The following is a 20,323-nucleotide window of genomic DNA, read 5'->3' on the forward strand; positions in this document are numbered from 1 at the left end:
CGCTCAACGAAGTCGCCGCGGGCCCGGTCACGCGCCGTACGGGTGAGGGGCATGCGGACGTACGTCCGCGGAACACGGATGCGGCCCCCGCCCTCAGATCCGGCCCCGGCACAGCTCGAGCAGGGTCATCGCGAGAGCGGTGCCGGGCTTGCCCAGCGCATCCCGGTAGTGCCCGAGGACCTCCATCTCGCGGGAGAGGTTCACGCGCCGGCCGCCGGAGGCGATCCGGGCGTCCTGGATCACCGCGGAGACGGCCATGCGTTCCTGGATGAGGCCGATGATGCGGTCGTCGAGGGAGTCGATGCGTTCGCGGGCGCCGCTGATCAGGTTCGCGGCGTCCTCGGTGCGGGCGCCGGTCCTGTCGGCGGCGTCGGCGGTGGCGGCGGCAGCGGCGGCGGTGGCGGCGGTGGCGGCGGTGGCGGTCATGCGGGGCTCCTCGTGGACGGGTGCGCGGTGCCCCGGAGCGACAGGACCCGGGAAACGCCAGGCGCCCCGGACCTTGTCGGCCCGGGGCGCCTGGGAAGTCGCTTGTCAGTTGCTCAAGCAGCACGACCATGGCAGCCGGCGGGCCGGTCGCCATAGGTAAAGACGAAGATCGTCGCGTGCTTCAGCATGCGGCCAGTATGCCGTGGGGCAGGACACCGTCCAAGACGGCTCGCATGCTGAGACGGAGGCCGGGGGAGGCGGCCCTCGGCGGCGGCGGGACGGCACCCGCGGCCACCTCGGTAGAATCGGGTGGCACAAGGACCCGCCCAACCGCCGGAAGGCACCCCGTGTCATCAGCGACCCCCGCTGCCGCCACCCCCGACACCGTCCTGGTCGTCGACTTCGGTGCGCAGTACGCCCAGCTCATCGCCCGTCGCGTCCGCGAGGCCCGGGTCTACAGCGAGATCGTGCCGAGCACCATGCCGGTGGCCGAGATGCTCGCCAGGAACCCGGCGGCGATCATCCTCTCCGGCGGCCCCTCGTCGGTCTACGAGGAGGGCGCCCCCCGCCTCGACCGCGAGCTCTTCGAGGCCGGTGTCCCCGTCTTCGGCATGTGCTACGGCTTCCAGCTCATGGCGCAGACCCTCGGCGGCACCGTCGACAACACCGGAGCGCGCGAGTACGGCCGTACGGCCCTGACCGTCTCCAAGCCGTCCTCCACCCTCTTCGAGGGCACCCCCGCCGAGCAGTCCGTGTGGATGTCCCACGGTGACGCCTGCTCCGCCGCCCCCGAGGGCTTCACCGTCACGGCCTCCACGGACGTCGTCCCGGTCGCCGCCTTCGAGAACGACGAGAAGAAGCTGTACGGCGTCCAGTACCACCCGGAGGTCATGCACTCCACGCACGGCCAGCAGGTACTGGAGCACTTCCTCTACCGCGGCGCGGGTCTGAGCCCCACCTGGACCACGGGCAACGTGATCGAGGAGCAGGTCGAGGCGATCCGTGAGCTGGTCGGCGACAAGCGCGCCATCTGCGGCCTGTCCGGCGGTGTGGACTCCGCCGTCGCCGCCGCCCTCGTCCAGAAGGCCATCGGCTCCCAGCTCACCTGCGTGTACGTCGACCACGGCCTGATGCGCAAGGGCGAGACCGAGCAGGTCGAGAAGGACTTCGTCGCGGCCACCGGCGTACAGCTGAAGGTCGTCGACGCCGAGGAGCGCTTCCTCACCGCCCTCAAGGGCGTCTCGGACCCCGAGGAGAAGCGCAAGATCATCGGCCGTGAGTTCATCCGCGTCTTCGAGCAGGCGCAGGCCGAGATCATCGCCGACGAGGGCCCGGCCGTGGAGTTCCTGGTCCAGGGCACCCTGTACCCGGACGTGGTCGAGTCCGGCGGCGGCACCGGCACCGCCAACATCAAGTCGCACCACAACGTCGGCGGCCTCCCCGAGGACCTCGAGTTCAAGCTGATCGAGCCGCTGCGCAAGCTGTTCAAGGACGAGGTCCGCATGGTCGGCCAGGAGCTGGGCCTGCCCGAGGAGATCGTCCAGCGCCAGCCCTTCCCCGGCCCCGGCCTCGGCATCCGCATCGTCGGCGAGGTCACCAAGGAGCGCCTGGACCTGCTGCGCGAGGCCGACGCCATCGCCCGCGAGGAGCTGACGGCGGCCGGCCTCGACCGGGACATCTGGCAGTGCCCGGTGGTCCTGCTCGCGGACGTCCGCAGCGTCGGCGTCCAGGGCGACGGCCGCACGTACGGCCACCCGATCGTGCTGCGCCCGGTCTCCTCCGAGGACGCCATGACCGCCGACTGGTCCCGGCTCCCGTACGACGTCCTCGCGAAGATCTCCACCCGGATCACCAACGAGGTCCGCGACGTCAACCGCGTCGTCCTGGACGTCACCTCGAAGCCGCCGGGCACCATCGAGTGGGAGTGAGCCCCCGGGCTCCTCGGTCTACGTCCGCTTGAGCGTGCGCACCGGCGCTCCGGGCTTCCAGACCTCGACGACCAGATACGTGTCGTCCTCGACGTAGGTCCGTACGACCTCCGTCAGCTCGGTGCGGAAGAGGTGGAACGGCCCCGGCGGTTCCACCTCTTTCCCGTACGCGCCCTTGGTCTCCGCGTCCTCGACCTCCACGGCCCGCCCGCTGATCCGCACATCCCCGCCGCCCATCCCGGTGCCCGGGCCCGGATTCGCCTGGAGCGCGAAGCGGGGGTCGCGGCGCAGGTCGAGTGCCTTGAGGGAGTCGGGCATCATGCCGAGCCACAGCTCCCCGTCGAGGATGTGGACCTCCAGGCCGGTGGTGCGGGGCGAGCCGTCCCGGCGCAGCGTCGCCAGGACGTGGTGGGTGAAGGATCCGAAGCGTTCCTCGACGGTCCGGGCCAGGGCCGGCTCCGCCGCAGCGAAAGCCGCCCAGTTCGTTGGCATGCTCGTTGTCATACGGCGAGTCTGACGCCGATACCCGACATCTTCTGTCGGGTATCGGCTGCGTTCGGCACGGGTGCGGGGCGCGTGCGCGGCTTCCGCGGCTACGGGTATCCGGCGCGTCCGCGTCCGGGTGTCGCGCGTGCCCGGCTCGGGTGTCGGGCACGCTGCGGCTCGGGTGTCGGGCGCGCGCGGCTTGGGTGTCGGGCGTGCCCGGCTCGGGTGTCGGGCGCGTCTGCGGCCCGGGTGTCGGGCGTGCCCGGCTCGGGGGCGGACGCGGTCGGCTCGGGCATGTGGTGCATTCGGCTGGGGCATGGGGCGCAGTCGGCTCTCGGGCATGGGGCGCGTTCGCTGCCGGGTACAGGGCGTGCCGGCTCTGACGTGGGACGCGCCCCGCACCACATGCGCGGCATCTTTACCAATCAGCGCTGTCATCCTCGACCGACCGGCGGTACCTTCCGGCCCGTTGACGAAGTCCAGTGCCGGAGGACCCATGCACGGCCCCACTCCGCCCCCGCCCCTGCCCACCGACCGGTTGCAGTTCGCGATGCCGCCGATGCACGAGTCGGTCGAGGACGAGCGTCGGCACCGCAAGGAACGGCTCGCCGGCGCCCTGCGGATCTTCGGGCGGCTCGGCTTCGAGGACGGGGTGTCCGGACACATCACCGCTCGCGACCCTGAGTTCACCGACTGCTTCTGGGTCAACCCCTTCGGAATGCCGTTCCGGCACGTCACCGTGAGCGACCTCGTGCTCGCCAACCAGGACGGGCAGGTGATCGACGGCCGCTACCACGTGAACCAGGCCGCGTTCACCGTCCACGCCCAGGTCCACGCCGCCCGCCCCGACGTCGTCGCCGTCGCCCACTGCCACTCGGTGCACGGGCGGGCCCTGGCCGCGCTCGGCGATCTGCTGGACCCCATCACCCAGGAGTCCTGCGCCTTTTACGAGGACCACGCCGTCTACGACGCCTACACCGGCGTCGCCGTCGACGCCGAGGAGGGCCGCCGGATCGCGACCGCGCTCGGCAGTCGCAAGGCGCTCGTCCTGCGCAACCACGGGCTGCTGACCGTGGGCGACTCGGTGGACGCGGCGGCCTGGTGGTTCCTGTCGATGGAACGGTCCTGCCAGGTCCAGCTCACCGCGAAGGCCGCGGGACGCCCCGTTCTGATCGACCACCGCCAGGCGGTGGCGACCCGGGAGCAACTCGGCGGTGACCTGGTGGCCTGGATCAACTACCAGCCGATGTGGCAGGACATCAGCCGCAGCGAACCGGATCTGCTCGGCTGACCCACCAGGGCCCCGTCGCTCAGAAACCGCGCAGCACGACCGCCTTCGTGGCCGCGAACTCCTCGTCGGTGAGCACTCCCTCGCGGTGCAGTTCCCCCAACTCCCGCAGCCGGCGCAGGAGTACGTCGTGGTGGTCGGCCGGCGGCGGCACGGCGGCCACCGGTCGCGGGCGCTGTGCGGTGGCGACCACGTGGTCGGCGACGCGGGCGGACGGGTGCGGCAACCGGGCGGTGACCGCGGCGGCGACGAGCGCCGTGAGCAGGTCCCGGCGGGCGCTGCCCCACAGGTCGAGCGCGTACGGGTCCTTCTCCGGCGGCAGCTTGGAGAACATCGCCTCGCGCGTCACGAACCGCAGGAAACCGTCCTCGTAACCGGAGTTGGGCAGCCACTCCACCTGCACCAGGTCGCCCATGGTGATGATGCGCGGGCCGGTCGCGCGCTTGACCCGGTCGGAGGTGTCGCTCCAGTCGATCCGCACCCGGGAGCCGTCGAAGGAGACGGTGCCGTCGCTTGAGCGGACCGAGACGGGGACGGGCGGGCCGGGCAGGAGATAGGCGGCGGCCGGTTCCTTGGGGACCTGCTCCAGCAGCAGGGCGTGGCGGATCTCCTCGGCGACGTACTCGGCGACCCCGGCGCGGTCGGTGTCCACGGCCAGCCGGTACGGGTCCGCCGCGTCCGGCAGCCGCCCGCCGGTGGCCTGGAGCAGCGGGTCGGCGCCCTCGCGCAGGGTGAGCCGGAGCCGGCCGCGCTTGCGCTCGGGCTCGTAGACGATGCCGGCGATCGCTTCCAGGGGCACCGCGATCTCCCCGTACGTCTGCCGGAACAGCGGCACCGAGCGGTGGAGTCCCGGCGTGATCCGGACCGTGCTGCCGTCGAAGGCCCAGGTCCCGTCGCGCTGGATGATCTCGGCCATACGGAAATTCTCGCAGCCGGGTCAACAGGGGCAGGTGGGCGGCGAGCGGGGAGGGGTGTTCCCAGGGCGGTCGGCCGAGGTCAACCGGGAGTCGGCGCTTTCACCCGCCCGGACCTGACCCGACGGACGAGGGAGGCGTTCCGTACGGCACAATTCCCTCTCGTCACACGGCAGTTGTACGGCGGGGCCGGGTGGCTCCGGTGATCGTACGTCCGGCCCGATCGGCGGCCGGGCGCGGTGTGGTGTGTTCCGGCGCGGGGAAGGCGGCAGCGGGCGTGGCGGTGCAGGAGGCGAGGCAGGGCGAACGGCGCGGGAGCGGCCCGGGTACGCACGAGGGTGGCTGCACCTGCGGGGACTGCCCGCACGGCGCACGCGAGGGGCACCGGCGCGCGGTCGCCGAGTTCCTGGCCAAGCGGGAGGAGTTCGCCTCCGGACGGGGGCTGCCCGCGGCGGTCGCGCACTCCGCGTCCGCGTCCCGCCAGTGGGTGTCCGACGAGCTGACCCAGTCCGCCGCGGTCGTCGCCGAGCGCGGACGGGCGGACGCCGAGGCCTGGCTGGGCCGGCTGTGGCGGCGCACCGCGATCACGGTGTGGGGCGCCGTCGGCGTGCTGCTGCTGGCGCAGGCGCTCACCGCGATCGGCACCGGGTGGACCGTGGCACGCACGGCCGGGCTGGTCGCGGCGGTGCTGGTGGGGGCGGCGCTGACCGCCGCCGGGTATCTCCACCGGGCGCGCGGCGGGGCGCTCGCGCCCGTCGTCGGGGAGGACAACCGGCTGTCGACCTCCCGTGCCGTGGCGGCGGGCTGGGTGCTGTTCGTCGTGTACGCGGTGCTGGTGCTGGTCGGTGAGTTGACGGCGGCCTCGGCCGAGGATCGGCGCGACGACCTGATCGCCGGGCTCGACCTCGCACGCGGGGCCGGTGTGGTGACCGTGGTCGGCGTGGTGTGCGGGATCGCGGTCCTGGTGCGGCGCGTGGTGGGGCTGCGGGTGCTCGGTCAGCGGCTGCAGAAGGTGCGCGCCGACCGGCCGCGGGCGGCGGACCTCCTCACGGACGACTCGGGACGGGGCAGCTTCCCCGACACGCAGTACGTGATCGTCAGCGCGGTCGCCCTGGTCTTCGCGGTGGTCCGCCTGGCCCGCCGCCCCGAGCAGTTGCCCGACCTGCCGTGGGGGCTCGCGCTGCTGGTCCTGGTCTCGGCGGCCACCTACCTCGCCGGGAAGTACTCCGAGGGCGGGCGTCCGGTGATCCTCTCGGTGGTCCGCGCGCGTGAGGCGGGGGACCTGGACGCGCCGATCCGCACGGGCGACGACATCGAGATCCGCGGCGCCGGTTTCGTACCGCCCGGCGCTCAGAACGCGGACCGGCTGTCGCGGATGGTGGTCCGTATCGGCGCCGTGCACGTCCATGTCCCGCTGGTGCCGGTCACCGGGGGCTTCAGCAACCCGACGGACACCCTGCTGCCGGTGCCGGTGCCGGCGGATGTCGAACCGGGCAGGGTCGAGGTGCAGGTGGTGACGGCGGCCGGGGTGGAGACCAACCGGATGGCCATCGACGTGACGGATTAGCCGACGGATTAGCCGGCCGCGGGCCCGGCGAGCGGGGCTCCGAGGGCTGCGACCGCCGGGTGCGGGGCCCCCGTTCGGCCCAGCCCGGGTCCACCGGGGTCCGCCCTGCGGAGAGGGGGCGCCCGCCCGTCGGTCCGGGGCTGATGCGGAACTCTGGGCCGAGAAGCGGAAAAGTGTGCGCGCAGCGGTTGAGCGGTTCTCCCATTTCGTACGTATGGTCTGTGAGGGGCAAGGCTGGGCACGACGGGCGAGAGGCGGCGGCACGATGGTTCATGGCATTCGCACGGACTCCCACACCTCCTACGTCGACGAGCGCAGGAGCTGGCGGGACACCGCCACCCGGTACGCCCTGCTTCCCCTGCGCGTCTTCCTCGGCATCACCTTCATCTACGCGGGCCTGGACAAGCTCACCAACAGCGCCTTCATGCATGCCTCCGGCCCGGGCTCCATCGGCGATCTGATGCACTCGGTGCGCGGCACGTCGGCGATCCCGGCCCTGGTCGACCTGGCGCTGAAGAACCCCGTCGGCTTCGGTTATGCCATCGCCCTGGGTGAACTCGCCGTCGGCATCGGCACCCTCCTCGGGTTGCTGGGCCGCCTCGCCGCGCTCGGCGGCGCACTGATCTCACTGAGCCTGTGGCTGACCATGAGCTGGGCCTCGACCCCCTACTACTACGGCAACGACCTCCCCTACCTGATGGCCTGGATTCCGCTGATCCTCGCCGGCACCCCGGTGCTGTCCCTCGACGCCGCCCTGCGCGCCCGGCGACGGCAACGCACGGGCGGGTACCGCTGAGCCGACGGCTCGGGCGACTACCGCTGAGCCGACGGCTCGGCGGCTGGGCCGCGCGGCGAGGCGAACGCTGCCTGCCGCGGCACCAGGGGGGTGTCAGACGCCCCCCTGGACCCTCGCCTCGTCCGCTTGGGGCCGCTGTTCGGCGCGGTGTGTCCGGCGCTTGCGTATCGCACGGGTGAGCAGGCCGGTCACGGTCGCGAGGCAGAGGCCGCCGACCACGATCGGGATGATCGCGAACCACGGTGTCTCCCAGGCCCCCTTGGCATCACCCAGGTAAGCGACCCCCGCACCGGCCAGGAAGATCCCGGCCACCAGCCGGCCCGGCTGGAACTCATGACGCAGCACGGTCCACCTCCACCTGGCCCACGCCGACCTCGAGGTCGAGGCGGAGCGTGGCCGCCTTCTCCGTCCCCGCCGCGGGGGTGAGCGTCACCTGCCGGTGCTTGCCCGGCTCCACGTCCACGTCCTGGCGGCTGTCGCCCGGCAACCGGATGTCGCCGACACCGGTGTCGATGTTCAGCTTCACCGTCGCCTCCCGCGGGACCACCACCCTCAGCCGGCCCACACCCACCTCGGCCCGGGTCGTCACCGTCTGGTTCCCGGCGAGCCTGAGGCCGCTGAGGTCCAGGGTGCCGACGCCGGTGCCCAAGTCGTACTTCTCCTGAACGGCCGCCACCGAGACCGGCGCCCACGTGGTGTGCCGCCATTGCGTGCCGATGTCCTTGGGCAGGGCCGCCGAGCCGGCGAGCAGGGCCGCCGTGAGCACCGCGAGGAAGATCGACCCCGCCCCCGTACGGCCCAGGAACGAGCTGACCGCGATGCCCACGCCGAACACGACCAGCGCGCACGCCAGGCCCGTCTGCAGGCTCGTGCCGAGCGCCCGGTCGTCCCAGGTCAGACGGGTGCCGAGGCCGCCCGCGAGCAGGGCGAGCAGGAACACCCAGCCGCCTGTCCAGCGCGGCCCCCGCGGTCTCGGCCCCGGCTCGCGCCGCTGCTCGGTCCGTATGCGCTCCGCGTAGGAGGAGCCGCGGGCGATGGCGACCGCGGCCGCGACGTCACGGCTGGGGGCGTCGCTCGGGCCCCACAGATAGCCGGTGCCGCCCACGTGGGTGCCGTCCTTGACGATGGGGTCGCGCCACCAGGAGGGGTAGGAGGCGGGCACGGGCGGTGCCGTCGCCTCCGGCGGGGCGTCGGCCACCGCCTGCGCGGCAAGGGGGTCGGGGCCCGGAGCGCCGCGCTGCCGCGACCAGTAGCCCGCGCCGGCGAGGAGCAGGGACAGAACGGTGGCGAAGGTCAGCACGCTGCCGTTCCTGAGCATCGACAGGAAGATGCCGCAGCCCACCAGGGCGAAGAGCACCGCGGCCAGGGCCTGGCCGTCGACGCGGCCCGTCAGCAGCTTGCGGATCTCGTTCTCCTCGTCGTCCTCGTAGGGCACCAGGAGCCAGACGAAGCCGTAGAAGATGAGGCCGAGACCGCCGGTCGCGGAGAGCACCGCCAGCACGATCCGGAAGATCACCGGATCCATGTCGCACTGCCGGGCCAAACCCGAACAGACACCCGCCAGCATCTTGTGCCGCCGGTCACGCCGGAACCGGCCCGGCTCCTCGGCCGCCGCCGCGTCCTCGGGCGTGGCGGCTTCGCCGCGTCTGGACGTGTCCTTCCCGGCGCCGGCCTGCTCGCGCGCCGCCGCACCCGCCCGGGCGCCCCCCTGCCGGCGTCCGGCCCCGCCCTGACCGAGGCCGGTGTCCTCGCCTCCGTTCTCACGCACGGTCGCATCCTGCCGCACGCCCGCGCCCGCCCGCGCACGCGGCTCCTCCTCCGCAGCGGGCGCGGCAGGGACGGACGCGGGCCCGGCGTACCGCGGGGCGGTGTCCCGCGCGCCGTCCCCCGGCGGCCGGGCACCCCGCTCCGCGTCGGGGCCGCGCCCCGCGGTGGAGGCGTGCCCGGCGCCAGGGCCCTGCCCCGCTGCCGCGTGCTGCTGATCCGTCATGCGTCCATGGTCGCCGCCGCGGGCGCCCGGCGGCAGTCGGGACGACCCTGGCCCGACCCTGAAATCTGCCCTGACGGCCGCGGGGGAAGTGTTCGATCACGGAAATCCGAAGATCAGGGGTGTCTAGGGGGCCGACCCTGATGCCCGGCCGGTCGGCTCGTGTGACCATCGTTGGCATGCCGGACGCCGCAACGCTTCCCCTCGCCGACCCGCGGCCGCCGCGCAAGCTCTACCGCAGCAGCGACGGACGCTGGCTCGGGGGCGTGGCGCGGGGGCTCGCGGGGCACCTCGGGCTGCCCGTGATCTGGGTGCGTCTCGTCTTCGTCGGCCTGTTCATGGCGGACGGCCTCGGCGCGCTGGTGTACGCCGCGTTCTGGTTCTTCGTGCCGCTCGGGGTCGGGGGAGTCGACGACCGCCGGGCCCCGTCCCTCGTCGGCACCGAGACCTCGCCCGACGGCCGGCGCCGGCTCGTCGCCCGCAAGCCCGACCGGGGCCAGATCGTCGCCCTGCTCCTCATGGTCGTGGTGGCGCTCACCTTCGTGGGGAGCGTGAACCTCGGCAGCGTCGCCAAGGTGTACCTCATACCGGCCGTCCTCGTCGCGGCGGGCGTCGCCCTGGTCTGGCGCCAGGCGGACAACGCCCGGCGGGCCCGCTGGATGGAGGTCGGCAGCCGCCGGCGCACCCTCACCCTGCTGCGCGCCGCGGCCGGTGTCCTGCTGGTCACCGCGGGTGTCTCCGGCATGTTCGTCCTGCAGGGCTCCGCCGCCCACCTCGGCTCGGTGCTGCAGGCCGCGCTGGCGGTCCTCGTCGGCATCACGCTGCTCGCCGGACCGTACCTGGTGCGCGTGACCCAGGACCTGTCCGAGGAGCGCCTGATGCGCATCCGCGCCCAGGAGCGCGCCGAGGTCGCGGCCCACGTCCACGACTCGGTGCTGCACACCCTGACCCTGATCCAGCGCAACGCGGAGAACGCGAACGAGGTGCGCCGCCTGGCCCGCGCCCAGGAGCGCGACCTGCGCGCCTGGCTCTACAAACCGGAGGGCACCGGCAAGGACGAGGCCGAGGAGCCCGACACCCTCGCGGAGGCGGTCCGGCGCAACGCGGCGGAGGTCGAGGACAAGCACGGCGTCCCCATAGAGGTCGTCATCGTCGGCGACTGCCCCCTCGACGAACGGATCGGCGCACAGATGCAGGCCGCGCGCGAGGCGATGGTGAACGCCGCCAAGTACGGTGGCGAGGGCGGTGCCGTCCAGGTCTACGCCGAGGTCGAGGGCAAGACGGTCTTCGTGTCCGTCCGCGACCGCGGCCCCGGCTTCGACCTCGACGCGATACCCGCAGACCGCATGGGTGTCAGAGAATCGATCATCGGCCGCATGGAGCGCAACGGCGGTACGGCACGGCTGCGCGCGGTGCCGGGCGGCGGCACGGAGGTCGAGCTGGAGATGGAGAGGGCGGAGACGACGTCATGAGCGACGCGAACGGGGAGGCCGCGGTGTCCGGCGGAAACGCGGACCGGCGGGTGCGGGTCGTACTCGTCGACGACCACCGCATGTTCCGTACGGGAGTCCAGGCCGAGATCGGGCAGACGGAGCTGACCGGCGTCGAGGTCGTCGGCGAGGCGGCCGACGTCGACCAGGCGGTCGCCGTCATCACCGCCACCCGCCCCGAGGTCGTCCTCCTCGACGTCCACCTGCCGGGCGGCGGCGGGGTGGAAGTGCTGCGCCGCTGTGCCTCGCTGACGGCCGACACCGAGCAGCCGGTCCGCTTTCTGGCGCTGTCCGTCTCGGACGCCGCCGAGGACGTGATCGGCGTGATCCGCGGCGGCGCCCGCGGGTACGTCACCAAGACGATCACGGGCTCGGACCTGGTCGACTCGATCTTCCGGGTCCAGGAGGGCGACGCCGTCTTCTCCCCGCGCCTGGCCGGCTTCGTGCTCGACGCCTTCGCCTCGACCGACGCCCCGCCCGTCGACGAGGACCTGGACCGCCTCACCCAGCGCGAACGCGAGGTCCTGCGCCTCATCGCCCGCGGCTACGCGTACAAGGAGATCGCCAAGCAGCTCTTCATCTCGGTGAAGACGGTAGAGTCCCATGTCTCGGCGGTCCTGCGCAAGCTCCAGTTGTCCAACCGCCACGAACTGACCCGCTGGGCCACGGCACGCCGGCTGGTGTGAGCCGACGGGTGTGAGCGCGGGCCCCTGCCCGGGTCACACCACCCGCGTGGCCCCCGCGAACGGCATCTCGTCGACCGGCGCCAGGCGGACCGGCGCCGACGGGTTCGGGGCGTGGATCATCTGGCCGTGGCCGACGTAGATCCCCACATGGCTCACCCCCGAGTAGAAGAACACCAGATCACCCGGGAGCAGTTCGGAGCGGGAGACGCGGCGGCCCGCGCCGATCTGGGCGTAGGTCGTCCGCGGCAGCGAGATGCCCGCCGAGCGGTACGCGGCCTGGACCAGGCCCGAGCAGTCGAAGGCGTTCGGGCCGGTCGCGCCCCAGATGTAGGGGCTGCCGAGCTTGCCGTACGCGTACGCCACCGCGGCCGCCGCCCGGGTGTCCGGCGCCTGGGCCGCCGCCGTCGCGGCCGACACCGCGCCCGGCAGGTCCCGCCCCGCGGACCGCGACGCCCGCTCCACGCCCCCGTCCGCCGCGACCCCCGCCCGCTGCCCCGGCGTGAGCTGGGACAGCAACTGCCGTGCCTCGCCCAGCTTCTCGTTGATCGTCCGCTTCTGCCGCCGTAGCTCGGCCTGCCGGGACGTCAGGGAGGCCAGTTCGACGCGTGCCGCACCGCGCAGCCGTTCGATCTCCCGTAGCTGGTCGCGTACCCGCCTCACGGCCGCCGCCTGCCGGCTGTCCACCCGCTCGGCGAAGGCGGCGTTGTCGAGATACCGCCCGGGGTCCGAGGAGAGCAGGAGCCGCACCGCCGGGTCGAGGCCCCCGTCGCGGTACTGCGCCGCCGCGGTGGAACCCAGCGCCTCCCGCGCGGAGTTCAGCCGGTCCGTCCGGCGGGCCGCCTCGTCCCGCAGGGCGTTCAGCCGTTTCTGCGCCCCCTCCGCCTGCTCCTCGGCGCCGTCGTACTTCTCGGTGGCGGCCTCCGCCTCCCGGTACAGCTTGTCGACCTCGGCCTTGACCTGGGCCGGCGAGCGCGGCGGCTCGGCGTGCCCCGTGCCGTCGAAGCCTGTCGCGGTCGCCGCTCCCGCGAGGGCGATCGTGGCGGCGGTGCGGGCCGTACCGCCGCCGAGCGAACGCTGTCTGGGCTTGCGGTGCGCTGCCACCTGGACGCCACGTCCTTTCGTACGACCGCCGGGGCCACGGGCGGTGTCGCGCGTCCGGCGGCGGCCCGCACAGGGGGAACGCGCCGCCGCCGGACCTTCTCGGCGGTGGTGTCCGACGGCCGCCCCTGGCCCGGGCGGCGATGGGGAGCCGGGCACCTGGGGGAGGACGCTAAACCCGTCGGTGATGCCGTCGTGACCCGATGTACGGAAGTGGCACGACCGGACTGACGGTGACCGTATGTGACCGTGATCCCGGTGCGGCGTCGCCGTCTTCACGCTCTGCGATGACCGATCGGGCGGATCCGGCGCGCCGGACGGTCGCCGAGTGCTATAGGGCGCATATATGCGGTCTGGACGGCCGGCCGCGAGGGCCGAGCGAGCGGCGTCACATCCACCGGGGCGGTGTCAGCGGGGACGGGCGCGCTGATTAGGCTCCGGCCTCATGGACGTACTCATCCACCTCTTCGTGGGCCTGCACATCGTCGGCATCGCCGCGCTCCTCGGCGGCTTCCTCACCCAGATGAAGGCGATGGGCCAGGGCACGGCACGCTTCGTGCCCGGGATGCTGCACGGCGCGCTGACCATGCTGGTCACGGGGGTGGCCCTGGTCGGCCTCAACCAGGCGGACCACCACTCGGTCAACACGATCAAGATCGGGATCAAGCTGGCCCTGCTGATCGTCATCCTCGGCCTGGTCTATGTGAAGCGGGACGAGGAGACCGTCGAGAAGCCCCTCTTCGGCCTCGTCGGCGCCGCCACCCTGGCGAACATCTTCATCGCCGTGCTCTGGACCTGATGTGGTCCAGGGTGGACGCGACGGCTCCGGCCAGGACCACGCCCCAGGCGGCCACCGCGATCCACAGCAGTACCCGGCCGAGGCCGCGCAGCCACGGCACGCCGACGGACGACGCGACGGACAGCGCCGCCACCGCCGTCATCCCCATCGGGAACACGGTCGACCAGCGCCGCACGTCGTAGCCGAGCCGGGGCCGCAGCACCTCGGCCACCGCCAGGACGACGTAGCAGGCCAGCGCGAGGACGAGGAGGCCGACGGTGACGCCGCGCAGAACGTCGCCGTCGTCGTTGTTCCACAGGTAGAGCCCTTTGTGCGCGGCGCCCATGAGCTGCGCACCGGCCAGCGCCGAGATGGCGAGTGCGCCACCCGAGATCCAGTGGTCGCCCGGCCCGGTGACCACCTGCCGAGGGTCGAAGCACCCCAGCCCGATCAGGTAGAGCGCCAGACCGAGCCAGAAGAACACCAGCCCCGCGTGGGCGAGCCACGCCACCCCCTCGGCCCTGGCGAGCACCGCCCCGAGCACCGCGATCCCCTCCGTCGCCACGCAGCCGAGGAACACCGTCCCGGGCATCCGGCGCTCCCAGTCCGGCACGCTCAACGGCACCAGCCCGGCCCAGACCACCGCGTCCAGCGCCAGCAGCGCCTCGGCGAGCGGCTGCCCGTTCAGAGCGGACACGCCTGACCCCAGCACCGTGGTCGCCGGCACCACGGTCAGCGCGGCCGGCGAGCCGGCCCGGGCCCGCCACCGCTCCCGGTCCCACAGCAGTTGCAGGGCGATGTCGGCGGCGAGCCCGAGCCAGGCGGCGCCCGCCAGGACCAGGGCGAGGCGGGAGAGGACCTGGTGACCGGTCAGGTGCAGCCCGACCGACAGGATGCCGGTCGCCATGACGGCGGACCCGGTGGCGGGCGGACGCGGCGCCCACCAGGTGCGCAGCGCGGAAGTCCCTGACATGCGCCCGATGCTAGGGACCCCCACACGGGTTGCGTACGGGCCACGCGCGCCACGAGGGAAAACAACCCCACGCGCGCGTGCCGGACGGGCGTCCCCCGGGCCGGTCGGCTTCCGGCGTCTTCGAGGCCGTGCTGCGATTCCGGCCGCCGAGTTTCCGGGGTGGCGGCGGGCTGTCGGTGGGGCGGCCTAGACTCGGAGAGCGATGAGCAGCCTCTTTGACGACAGCTTCCTGGCGGACCTCAAGGCCACCTCGGCCCACGAGGAGGAGCCCCCGCCGCCCGAGGACGATCATGCTCCGGAGCCGGTTCCGGACGATCTGTTCGGCGGGAAGTTCGACCTGCCACCGGACCGGGACGCGTACTACCGCAACGGCGCGCACCGCCCTGCCGTCGACATGGAGGCGCTGCTGGAGGGGCTGAACGAGAACCAGCGCGCGGCCGTCGTGCACGCCGGTTCCCCCCTGCTCATCGTCGCCGGCGCCGGCTCGGGCAAGACCCGTGTGCTCACCCACCGCATCGCGTACCTGCTGGCCGAGCGGGGCGTCCACCCGGGGCAGATCCTCGCGATCACGTTCACCAACAAGGCCGCGGGCGAGATGAAGGAGCGGGTCGAGCAGCTCGTCGGCCCGCGTGCGAACGCGATGTGGGTGATGACCTTCCACAGCGCCTGCGTCCGCATCCTGCGCCGGGAGAGCAAGAAGCTCGGCTTCACGTCCTCCTTCTCGATCTACGACGCCGCCGACAGCAAGCGCCTGATGGCCCTGGTCTGCCGCGACCTGGACCTCGATCCCAAGCGCTTCCCGCCCAAGTCCTTCAGCGCCAAGATCTCCAATCTGAAGAACGAGCTGATCGACGAGGAGGACTTCGCCGCCCAGGCGTCCGACGGCTTCGAGAAGACCCTCGCCCAGGCGTACGCGCTCTACCAGTCCCGCCTGCGCGAGGCGAACGCGCTCGACTTCGACGACCTGATCATGACGACGGTCAACCTGCTGCGCGCCTTCCCGGACGTCGCCGAGCACTACCGCCGCCGCTTCCGCCACGTCCTCGTCGACGAGTACCAGGACACCAACCACGCCCAGTACGCCCTGGTGCGCGAACTCGTCGGCACCTCCGGGCACCCCGCGGGCGCGGCCCCCGGCGAGCACGACGTCCCGCCCGCCGAACTGTGCGTCGTCGGCGACGCCGACCAGTCGATCTACGCCTTCCGCGGCGCGACCATCCGCAACATCCTCCAGTTCGAGGAGGACTACCCGGACGCCACGACGATCCTGCTGGAGCAGAACTACCGCTCCACGCAGACGATCCTCTCCGCCGCCAACGCGGTCATCGAGCGCAACGAGTCCCGCCGTCCGAAGAACCTGTGGACCAACGCGGGCGCCGGCGCCCGGATCACCGGTTACGTCGCCGACACCGAGCACGACGAGGCGCAGTTCGTCGCCGACGAGATAGACCGTCTCACGGACGCGGGCGAGGCGAAGGCGGGCGACGTCGCCGTCTTCTACCGCACCAACGCCCAGTCCCGTGTCTTCGAAGAGGTCTTCATCCGCGTCGGCCTGCCCTACAAGGTCGTCGGCGGCGTCCGCTTCTACGAGCGCAAGGAGGTCCGGGACGTCCTCGCCTACCTGCGGGTGCTGGCGAACCCGGAGGACTCCGTGCCGCTGCGGCGCATCCTGAACGTGCCCAAGCGGGGCATCGGCGAGCGCGCCGAGGCGATGATCGACGCCCTCGCCCAGCGCGAGCGGATCAGCTTCGCGCAGGCGCTGCGCCGCGTGGACGAGGCGTACGGCATGGCGGCCCGCTCCACCAACGCGGTCAAGCGGTTCAACGCGCTGATGGAGGAGCTGCGCACCATCGTGGAGTCGGGCGCCGGGCCGGCCACGGTCCTCGAGGCCGTCCTCGAACGCACGGGCTACCTCGCCGAGTTGCAGTCCTCGACCGACCCCCAGGACGAGACCCGCATCGAGAACCTTCAGGAACTCGCCGCCGTCGCCCTGGAGTTCGAACAGGAGCGCGGTGAGGGCGCGGAGGCCCCGGGAGCACCCGCCCCGGGCGGCACCCTGGCCGACTTCCTGGAGCAGGTGGCCCTCGTCGCGGACTCCGACCAGATCCCCGACGGCGAGGAGGGCGACGGCGTCATCACGCTGATGACCCTGCACACCGCGAAGGGCCTGGAGTTCCCGGTGGTGTTCCTGACCGGCATGGAGGACGGCGTCTTCCCGCACATGCGCGCCCTCGGTCAGACGAAGGAACTGGAGGAGGAGCGGCGTCTGGCGTACGTCGGCATCACGCGTGCGCGGGAGCGGCTGTACCTGACGCGGTCGGCGATGCGCAGCGCCTGGGGCCAGCCCTCGTACAACCCGCCCTCGCGGTTCCTGGAGGAGATCCCGGAGCAGCACATGGAGTGGAAGCGGAAGGGCGGCTCCTCCGCCGCGCCGTCGGCCGGACCGCTCTCGGGGGTGGCGGCCTCGTTGTCGTCCTCCCGCTCGCGCTCGTCGGCGGCGGGCGCGTCCGGATTCGCCACGCGCCGGGGCGGTGCGACGGAGAGGCCGGTGGTCTCGCTGGCGGTGGGCGACCGCGTCACCCATGACCAGTTCGGCCTGGGAACGGTCGTCGCCGTGAAGGGCACGGGGGCGAACGCGGAGGCGACGATCGACTTCGGCGACGAGAAGCCGAAGCGGCTGCTGCTGCGGTACGCGCCGGTGGAGAAGCTGTAGCCACGCATCCGGGCCCTCGCCGAACGGCGGGGGCCGCTCCGGAGCACAGTGGTTCGGGCGGGCCGGTCTGACGGGCGGTCGGTCGGTCAGGTGGGGTCGAGCCCGTGGCTCCGCAGCCACGGCAGCGGGTCTATCGGGGCGCCGCCGCCCGGCCGTACCTCGAAGTGAAGGTGCGGACCGGTGGAGTTGCCCGAGTTGCCCGAGTACGCGATCGGCTGACCGGCCTTCACCGTCGCACCGGCCGGTACCCGGTAGCTGGAGAGGTGGCAGTACCAGGTCTGCGTGCCGTCCTTGGCGGTCAGGATCAGCATGTTGCCGTACGCGCTGTTCCACTTGGTCTGCACGGTGCCGTCGGTCGCGGCCATCACCGTCGTCCCGTACGCCACCGGGAAGTCGATGCCGGTGTGCACGGACATCCAGTTGACCCCCGCCTGGCCGAAGTAGGCGCTGAGGCCCTTCTGCAGGACCGGCAGCACGAACTTGGGCCGCAGTCGCTCCCTGAGCGCCGCCTCGGCCGCCGCCTTCTTCTTCTCGGCCACCTGCTGGGCCTTGAGGTCGATACGTTCCTGCGTGCGACTCGCCCGGTCCGCGAAGTCGTTGGCGCCCGCGGAGAGGTTCGCGAGCTGGGAGTCCAGCTTCTTGTTGGCGGCGGACGGCTTCACCGGTGTCTCGGCGGCGCTCGCCGTGGTGTCCTTGCCGTCGTCCCCGCCCACGCCGACGGTCGCCGCGGCGATCCCGGCGACCCCCATGACACACACCGACGGTACGGCGACCGTGAGCAGCGCGGACCGCTTCGCCGGGGTGCGACGCCGGGAACGGCTCCCGGCGCGGGACGCGACACGCGGGGACGGGACGGGGGCGCGCTCTTCCTGGCCGTCGAGCAGCGGAAGTTCGTCGGCCGCCCCGGACGGATCGTCGTCCGCGGGATGCCCGGACGGAAGCTGGCCGAAGGTGGCGGTGGCCGTCTGATGATCGAAGGGCTCGGCGTCCGCGAAGGACTCGGCGAAGGGCTCCGTGAAGGACTCGGCGTCGGCGAAGGGATCCTGGGCCACGTGCTCGAAGCCGCCGGTGGCCGCTTGCTCCGTCTCGTGTTCCGGGCCGCCCGCCGAATTCCACTGAGTGGCGTCGTAGGTGCCCGTGTCGAAGGTCTGCGTGCCCCACTCCCACTGCTGGGTGAGGCCCGCCGACTGTTCCGCCTCGAGCCAGGCCTGCGCATCCCACTGGCCGGTGGCGTCGGGGGGCGGGGCCTGCGCGGGGATGGCGGCCAGTTGCTGGTAGCCGGTCGCCCACGCCGCCGTGTCGTGGACGCCGGTGTCGAACGCGGCGTGGTGCTGGGCGGCGTACGGGTCGTAGTACGGACTCTGGTGCGTGCCGGTGCCGAACGTGTCGTGGCTGCCCGTGTTCAGGCTGCCGGTGGACCACTGTCCGGCGTCGTACGAACCGGTCCCGCCGTCACCCGGGAGGGTGCCGAAGAGGGGGTCGGTCGCGAAGGCCGTGGTGGAGTCGGCGTAGGCCGGGAACTCACCGTACTGGCCGCCCTGGGGGCCGTACGACGCGTACTGCGCCGAGGCGGCATCGGGAGCCGGGGCCGGGGGAGTTGCGGTCCCCGACGGGTGACGGTCGTTCACCGACTTCTCTTTCGCCTCGACAACAAGGGCTGCCAGAGCAGTGCGGCGACTGTACCCGGCGGTACGGCGGCGCGACAATCTTCCGCAGGTTTCCGGTGCGCAGGAAACGGGCATTCGGCCGTGTTTCGGCGGTCACCGCCCAAGGCCTTGGCGCTGCGTTCGATGAATGTTCGATAGTGTGCGGGTGTCCGGGGGCTGTCGGGCGGCTGTGCGGGTGATGTGTCGCGGGTACCGCCTGCCGGGCCAGGTGTGCCGCGCGGCGGGCCTCACGCCACCGTGAGGCCGCCGGTGTGGGCCGCGGCCGCCGCCGGCTCCTCGAAGTCCAGTGCCTGCCGTATCCCGGCCGCGACGGCGGGGTGCACCGGCAGGGCCAGATGGCCGATCCCGCTCACCCGGATGTTCTGCGCCACCAGGTCCGGATGGTCGACGCACGCCGCCTCCAGCGGATCCATCAGCGGGTCCAGATCGCTCCAGAAGCTCACGAAATGCGTACGGCAGCCGGGGGCCGGCTCGTGCAGTTCCTCGATCAGCTCCGAGCCCGGGCGCATCTGGCGGACGATGGGATGCGCGTTCGCCAGCGGGGCGACGCGGGTGCCGGAGTGAGGTGTACCCAGCGTGACGAGCCTGCGTACGCGGAGGTCGCCGCCCAGGCGCTGCACGTAGTACCGCGCGATCAGGCCGCCCAGGCTGTGCCCGACGATGTCCACCTGCCGCTGTCCGGTGCGCTCGCAGATCTCCTCGACATGCCGGCCGAGCAGCTCGGCAGCGGTGCGGATGTCACACGTCAACGGTGAGTAATTGAGTGACTCGATGTGCTGGCGGCCGTGCTGAGCGAGGTTCCGGCGCAGGAGGACGAAGACCGAGCGGTTGTCGATGAACCCGTGCAGCAGGATCACCGGGGGCTTGGCCCCGGTGGGCAGCTTGGCGGTGTCCGGAGGGGGCGGGAGCGGGGCGCAGCGGCGCTCCTGGATGATCCCCGACGGGTACAGCAGGAGGTGCCCGGCGAGAATCGCCAGCTCCAGGGCGGTCGCCTTCAGCAGCGCGACGGAGAGTCCGGCCAGTCTGCTGGGGAACAGGCGCTGGCACAGCGGAACCAGAGGCTCTACTACCCCGGTGACCTTCATTGGCCGACCTCCCGTCGGCACGCGCGAGGACGTCTCCGTGTCCCCCGTGTGCCCTCATGGAAAGCCGTGGCGGTGGCCTGCGGGGCGGGTGCCGCGGGTACGGCCTGCCGCGGACGCGGCGCATACGGCGCCGTGACGCGACGGGCGCCTTTTTCGTCGTGGTGACGCGAACCCGCCCGTCCTCGTGGCGCGGTGTCCCGTCCTCCTCGTACGGGTGGTGCTCCCGCTTTCGTGCCCTTGCATTCCTTTCGCGGCTCTCCTTGCGCACGATCCCCTCGATCCACGGCGCTCGAGCCGCTGCTGCGGCGCGTGTGCCGCGGGGAGGGGGACCCTGCGCGGCGAACGTGTCCCATTGTGTGATTTCCCCCTCGGTCACCACCGTGAAACTGCCGGTTGCGGGATGCTGGCGATAACGTTCGTTCACTTCCCGGGCCGGAACGG

17 protein-coding genes are annotated in these 20,323 nt (G+C 72.5%); 8 read left to right on the forward strand and 9 right to left on the reverse strand.

Going from position 1 to position 20,323, the window contains the following annotated elements; translation table 11 throughout:
• Positions 1-93: 93 nt before the first annotated feature.
• The gene (locus ACZ4SW_RS01550; RefSeq protein WP_468236392.1) at positions 94-426 is read right to left on the reverse strand and encodes a chorismate mutase; all 333 of its coding nucleotides are present in this window, start codon (positions 424-426) and stop codon (positions 94-96) included.
• 347 nt (positions 427-773) lie between these two features.
• Here ACZ4SW_RS01550 and guaA point away from each other — a divergent pair, with 347 nt between their 5' ends.
• A complete protein-coding gene (gene guaA / locus ACZ4SW_RS01555; RefSeq protein WP_468236395.1) occupies positions 774-2,354 on the forward strand; it encodes a glutamine-hydrolyzing GMP synthase in 1,581 nt (526 codons plus the stop codon).
• A gap of 18 nt (positions 2,355-2,372) precedes the next feature.
• Here guaA and ACZ4SW_RS01560 read toward each other — a convergent pair whose 3' ends face one another.
• A complete protein-coding gene (locus ACZ4SW_RS01560) occupies positions 2,373-2,846 on the reverse strand; it encodes a pyridoxamine 5'-phosphate oxidase family protein (protein WP_468236397.1) in 474 nt (157 codons plus the stop codon).
• A 490-nt stretch (positions 2,847-3,336) separates the two neighbouring features.
• Between ACZ4SW_RS01560 and ACZ4SW_RS01565 the strand changes: the two genes are divergently transcribed.
• Positions 3,337-4,131 (forward strand): class II aldolase/adducin family protein, encoded by a 795-nt coding sequence (locus ACZ4SW_RS01565; protein ID WP_468236400.1) that lies wholly within the window; start codon positions 3,337-3,339, stop codon positions 4,129-4,131.
• A gap of 19 nt (positions 4,132-4,150) precedes the next feature.
• Here the strand turns inward: ACZ4SW_RS01565 and ACZ4SW_RS01570 are convergent, their stop codons facing one another.
• Positions 4,151-5,044 (reverse strand): DUF4429 domain-containing protein, encoded by an 894-nt coding sequence (locus tag ACZ4SW_RS01570; protein ID WP_468236402.1) that lies wholly within the window; start codon positions 5,042-5,044, stop codon positions 4,151-4,153.
• A gap of 275 nt (positions 5,045-5,319) precedes the next feature.
• Here ACZ4SW_RS01570 and ACZ4SW_RS01575 point away from each other — a divergent pair, with 275 nt between their 5' ends.
• Both ACZ4SW_RS01575 and ACZ4SW_RS01580 read left to right on the forward strand, forming a co-directional pair.
• The gene (locus ACZ4SW_RS01575; RefSeq protein WP_468236405.1) at positions 5,320-6,609 is read left to right on the forward strand and encodes a hypothetical protein; all 1,290 of its coding nucleotides are present in this window, start codon (positions 5,320-5,322) and stop codon (positions 6,607-6,609) included.
• A gap of 265 nt (positions 6,610-6,874) precedes the next feature.
• Positions 6,875-7,405 (forward strand): DoxX family membrane protein, encoded by a 531-nt coding sequence (locus ACZ4SW_RS01580; protein WP_468236408.1) that lies wholly within the window; start codon positions 6,875-6,877, stop codon positions 7,403-7,405.
• Positions 7,406-7,498: 93 nt separating this feature from the next.
• On the opposite strand, the gene ACZ4SW_RS01585 is transcribed toward ACZ4SW_RS01580, so the two are convergent.
• Positions 7,499-7,750 (reverse strand): hypothetical protein, encoded by a 252-nt coding sequence (locus ACZ4SW_RS01585; protein WP_468236411.1) that lies wholly within the window; start codon positions 7,748-7,750, stop codon positions 7,499-7,501.
• Complete coding sequence (locus tag ACZ4SW_RS01590) at positions 7,737-9,395, reverse strand: PspC domain-containing protein (protein ID WP_468236413.1); 1,659 nt, start codon at positions 9,393-9,395, stop codon at positions 7,737-7,739. The genes ACZ4SW_RS01585 and ACZ4SW_RS01590 overlap by 14 nt, the downstream gene beginning before the upstream one ends.
• A 176-nt stretch (positions 9,396-9,571) precedes the next feature.
• Here ACZ4SW_RS01590 and ACZ4SW_RS01595 point away from each other — a divergent pair, with 176 nt between their 5' ends.
• Both ACZ4SW_RS01595 and ACZ4SW_RS01600 read left to right on the forward strand, forming a co-directional pair.
• Positions 9,572-10,864, forward strand: coding sequence for an ATP-binding protein (locus ACZ4SW_RS01595; RefSeq protein WP_468236416.1), 1,293 nt, complete (start codon positions 9,572-9,574; stop codon positions 10,862-10,864).
• On the forward strand, positions 10,861-11,568 hold the full coding sequence (locus ACZ4SW_RS01600) for a LuxR C-terminal-related transcriptional regulator (protein WP_468236418.1): 708 nt from the start codon (positions 10,861-10,863) through the stop codon (positions 11,566-11,568). Before ACZ4SW_RS01595 ends, ACZ4SW_RS01600 begins: the two co-directional genes overlap by 4 nt.
• 33 nt (positions 11,569-11,601) lie before the next feature.
• Here the strand turns inward: ACZ4SW_RS01600 and ACZ4SW_RS01605 are convergent, their stop codons facing one another.
• Positions 11,602-12,669, reverse strand: coding sequence for a C40 family peptidase (locus ACZ4SW_RS01605; protein WP_468236421.1), 1,068 nt, complete (start codon positions 12,667-12,669; stop codon positions 11,602-11,604).
• 442 nt (positions 12,670-13,111) lie between these two features.
• Here ACZ4SW_RS01605 and ACZ4SW_RS01610 point away from each other — a divergent pair, with 442 nt between their 5' ends.
• A complete protein-coding gene (locus tag ACZ4SW_RS01610; protein ID WP_468236423.1) occupies positions 13,112-13,465 on the forward strand; it encodes a hypothetical protein in 354 nt (117 codons plus the stop codon).
• Here the strand turns inward: ACZ4SW_RS01610 and ACZ4SW_RS01615 are convergent.
• Positions 13,443-14,417, reverse strand: coding sequence for a tellurite resistance/C4-dicarboxylate transporter family protein (locus ACZ4SW_RS01615; RefSeq protein WP_468236425.1), 975 nt, complete (start codon positions 14,415-14,417; stop codon positions 13,443-13,445). The genes ACZ4SW_RS01610 and ACZ4SW_RS01615 overlap by 23 nt on opposite strands.
• Positions 14,418-14,619: 202 nt before the next feature.
• Here ACZ4SW_RS01615 and pcrA point away from each other — a divergent pair, with 202 nt between their 5' ends.
• Positions 14,620-17,130, forward strand: a complete 2,511-nt coding sequence (gene pcrA / locus ACZ4SW_RS01620) for a DNA helicase PcrA (protein WP_468236427.1) — start codon at positions 14,620-14,622, stop codon at positions 17,128-17,130.
• Between the two features lie 86 nt (positions 17,131-17,216).
• Here pcrA and ACZ4SW_RS01625 read toward each other — a convergent pair whose 3' ends face one another.
• Together ACZ4SW_RS01625 and ACZ4SW_RS01630 are read right to left on the reverse strand one after the other, a co-directional pair.
• Positions 17,217-18,758: a M23 family metallopeptidase gene (locus ACZ4SW_RS01625; protein ID WP_468236429.1), complete on the reverse strand. Its 1,542-nt coding sequence runs from the start codon at positions 18,756-18,758 to the stop codon at positions 17,217-17,219.
• A gap of 266 nt (positions 18,759-19,024) precedes the next feature.
• Complete coding sequence (locus tag ACZ4SW_RS01630) at positions 19,025-19,882, reverse strand: lipase family alpha/beta hydrolase (protein ID WP_468236431.1); 858 nt, start codon at positions 19,880-19,882, stop codon at positions 19,025-19,027.
• Positions 19,883-20,323 lie beyond the last annotated feature (441 nt).

The sequence above is a fragment of the Streptomyces sp. NPDC028331 genome (assembly GCF_055565775.1).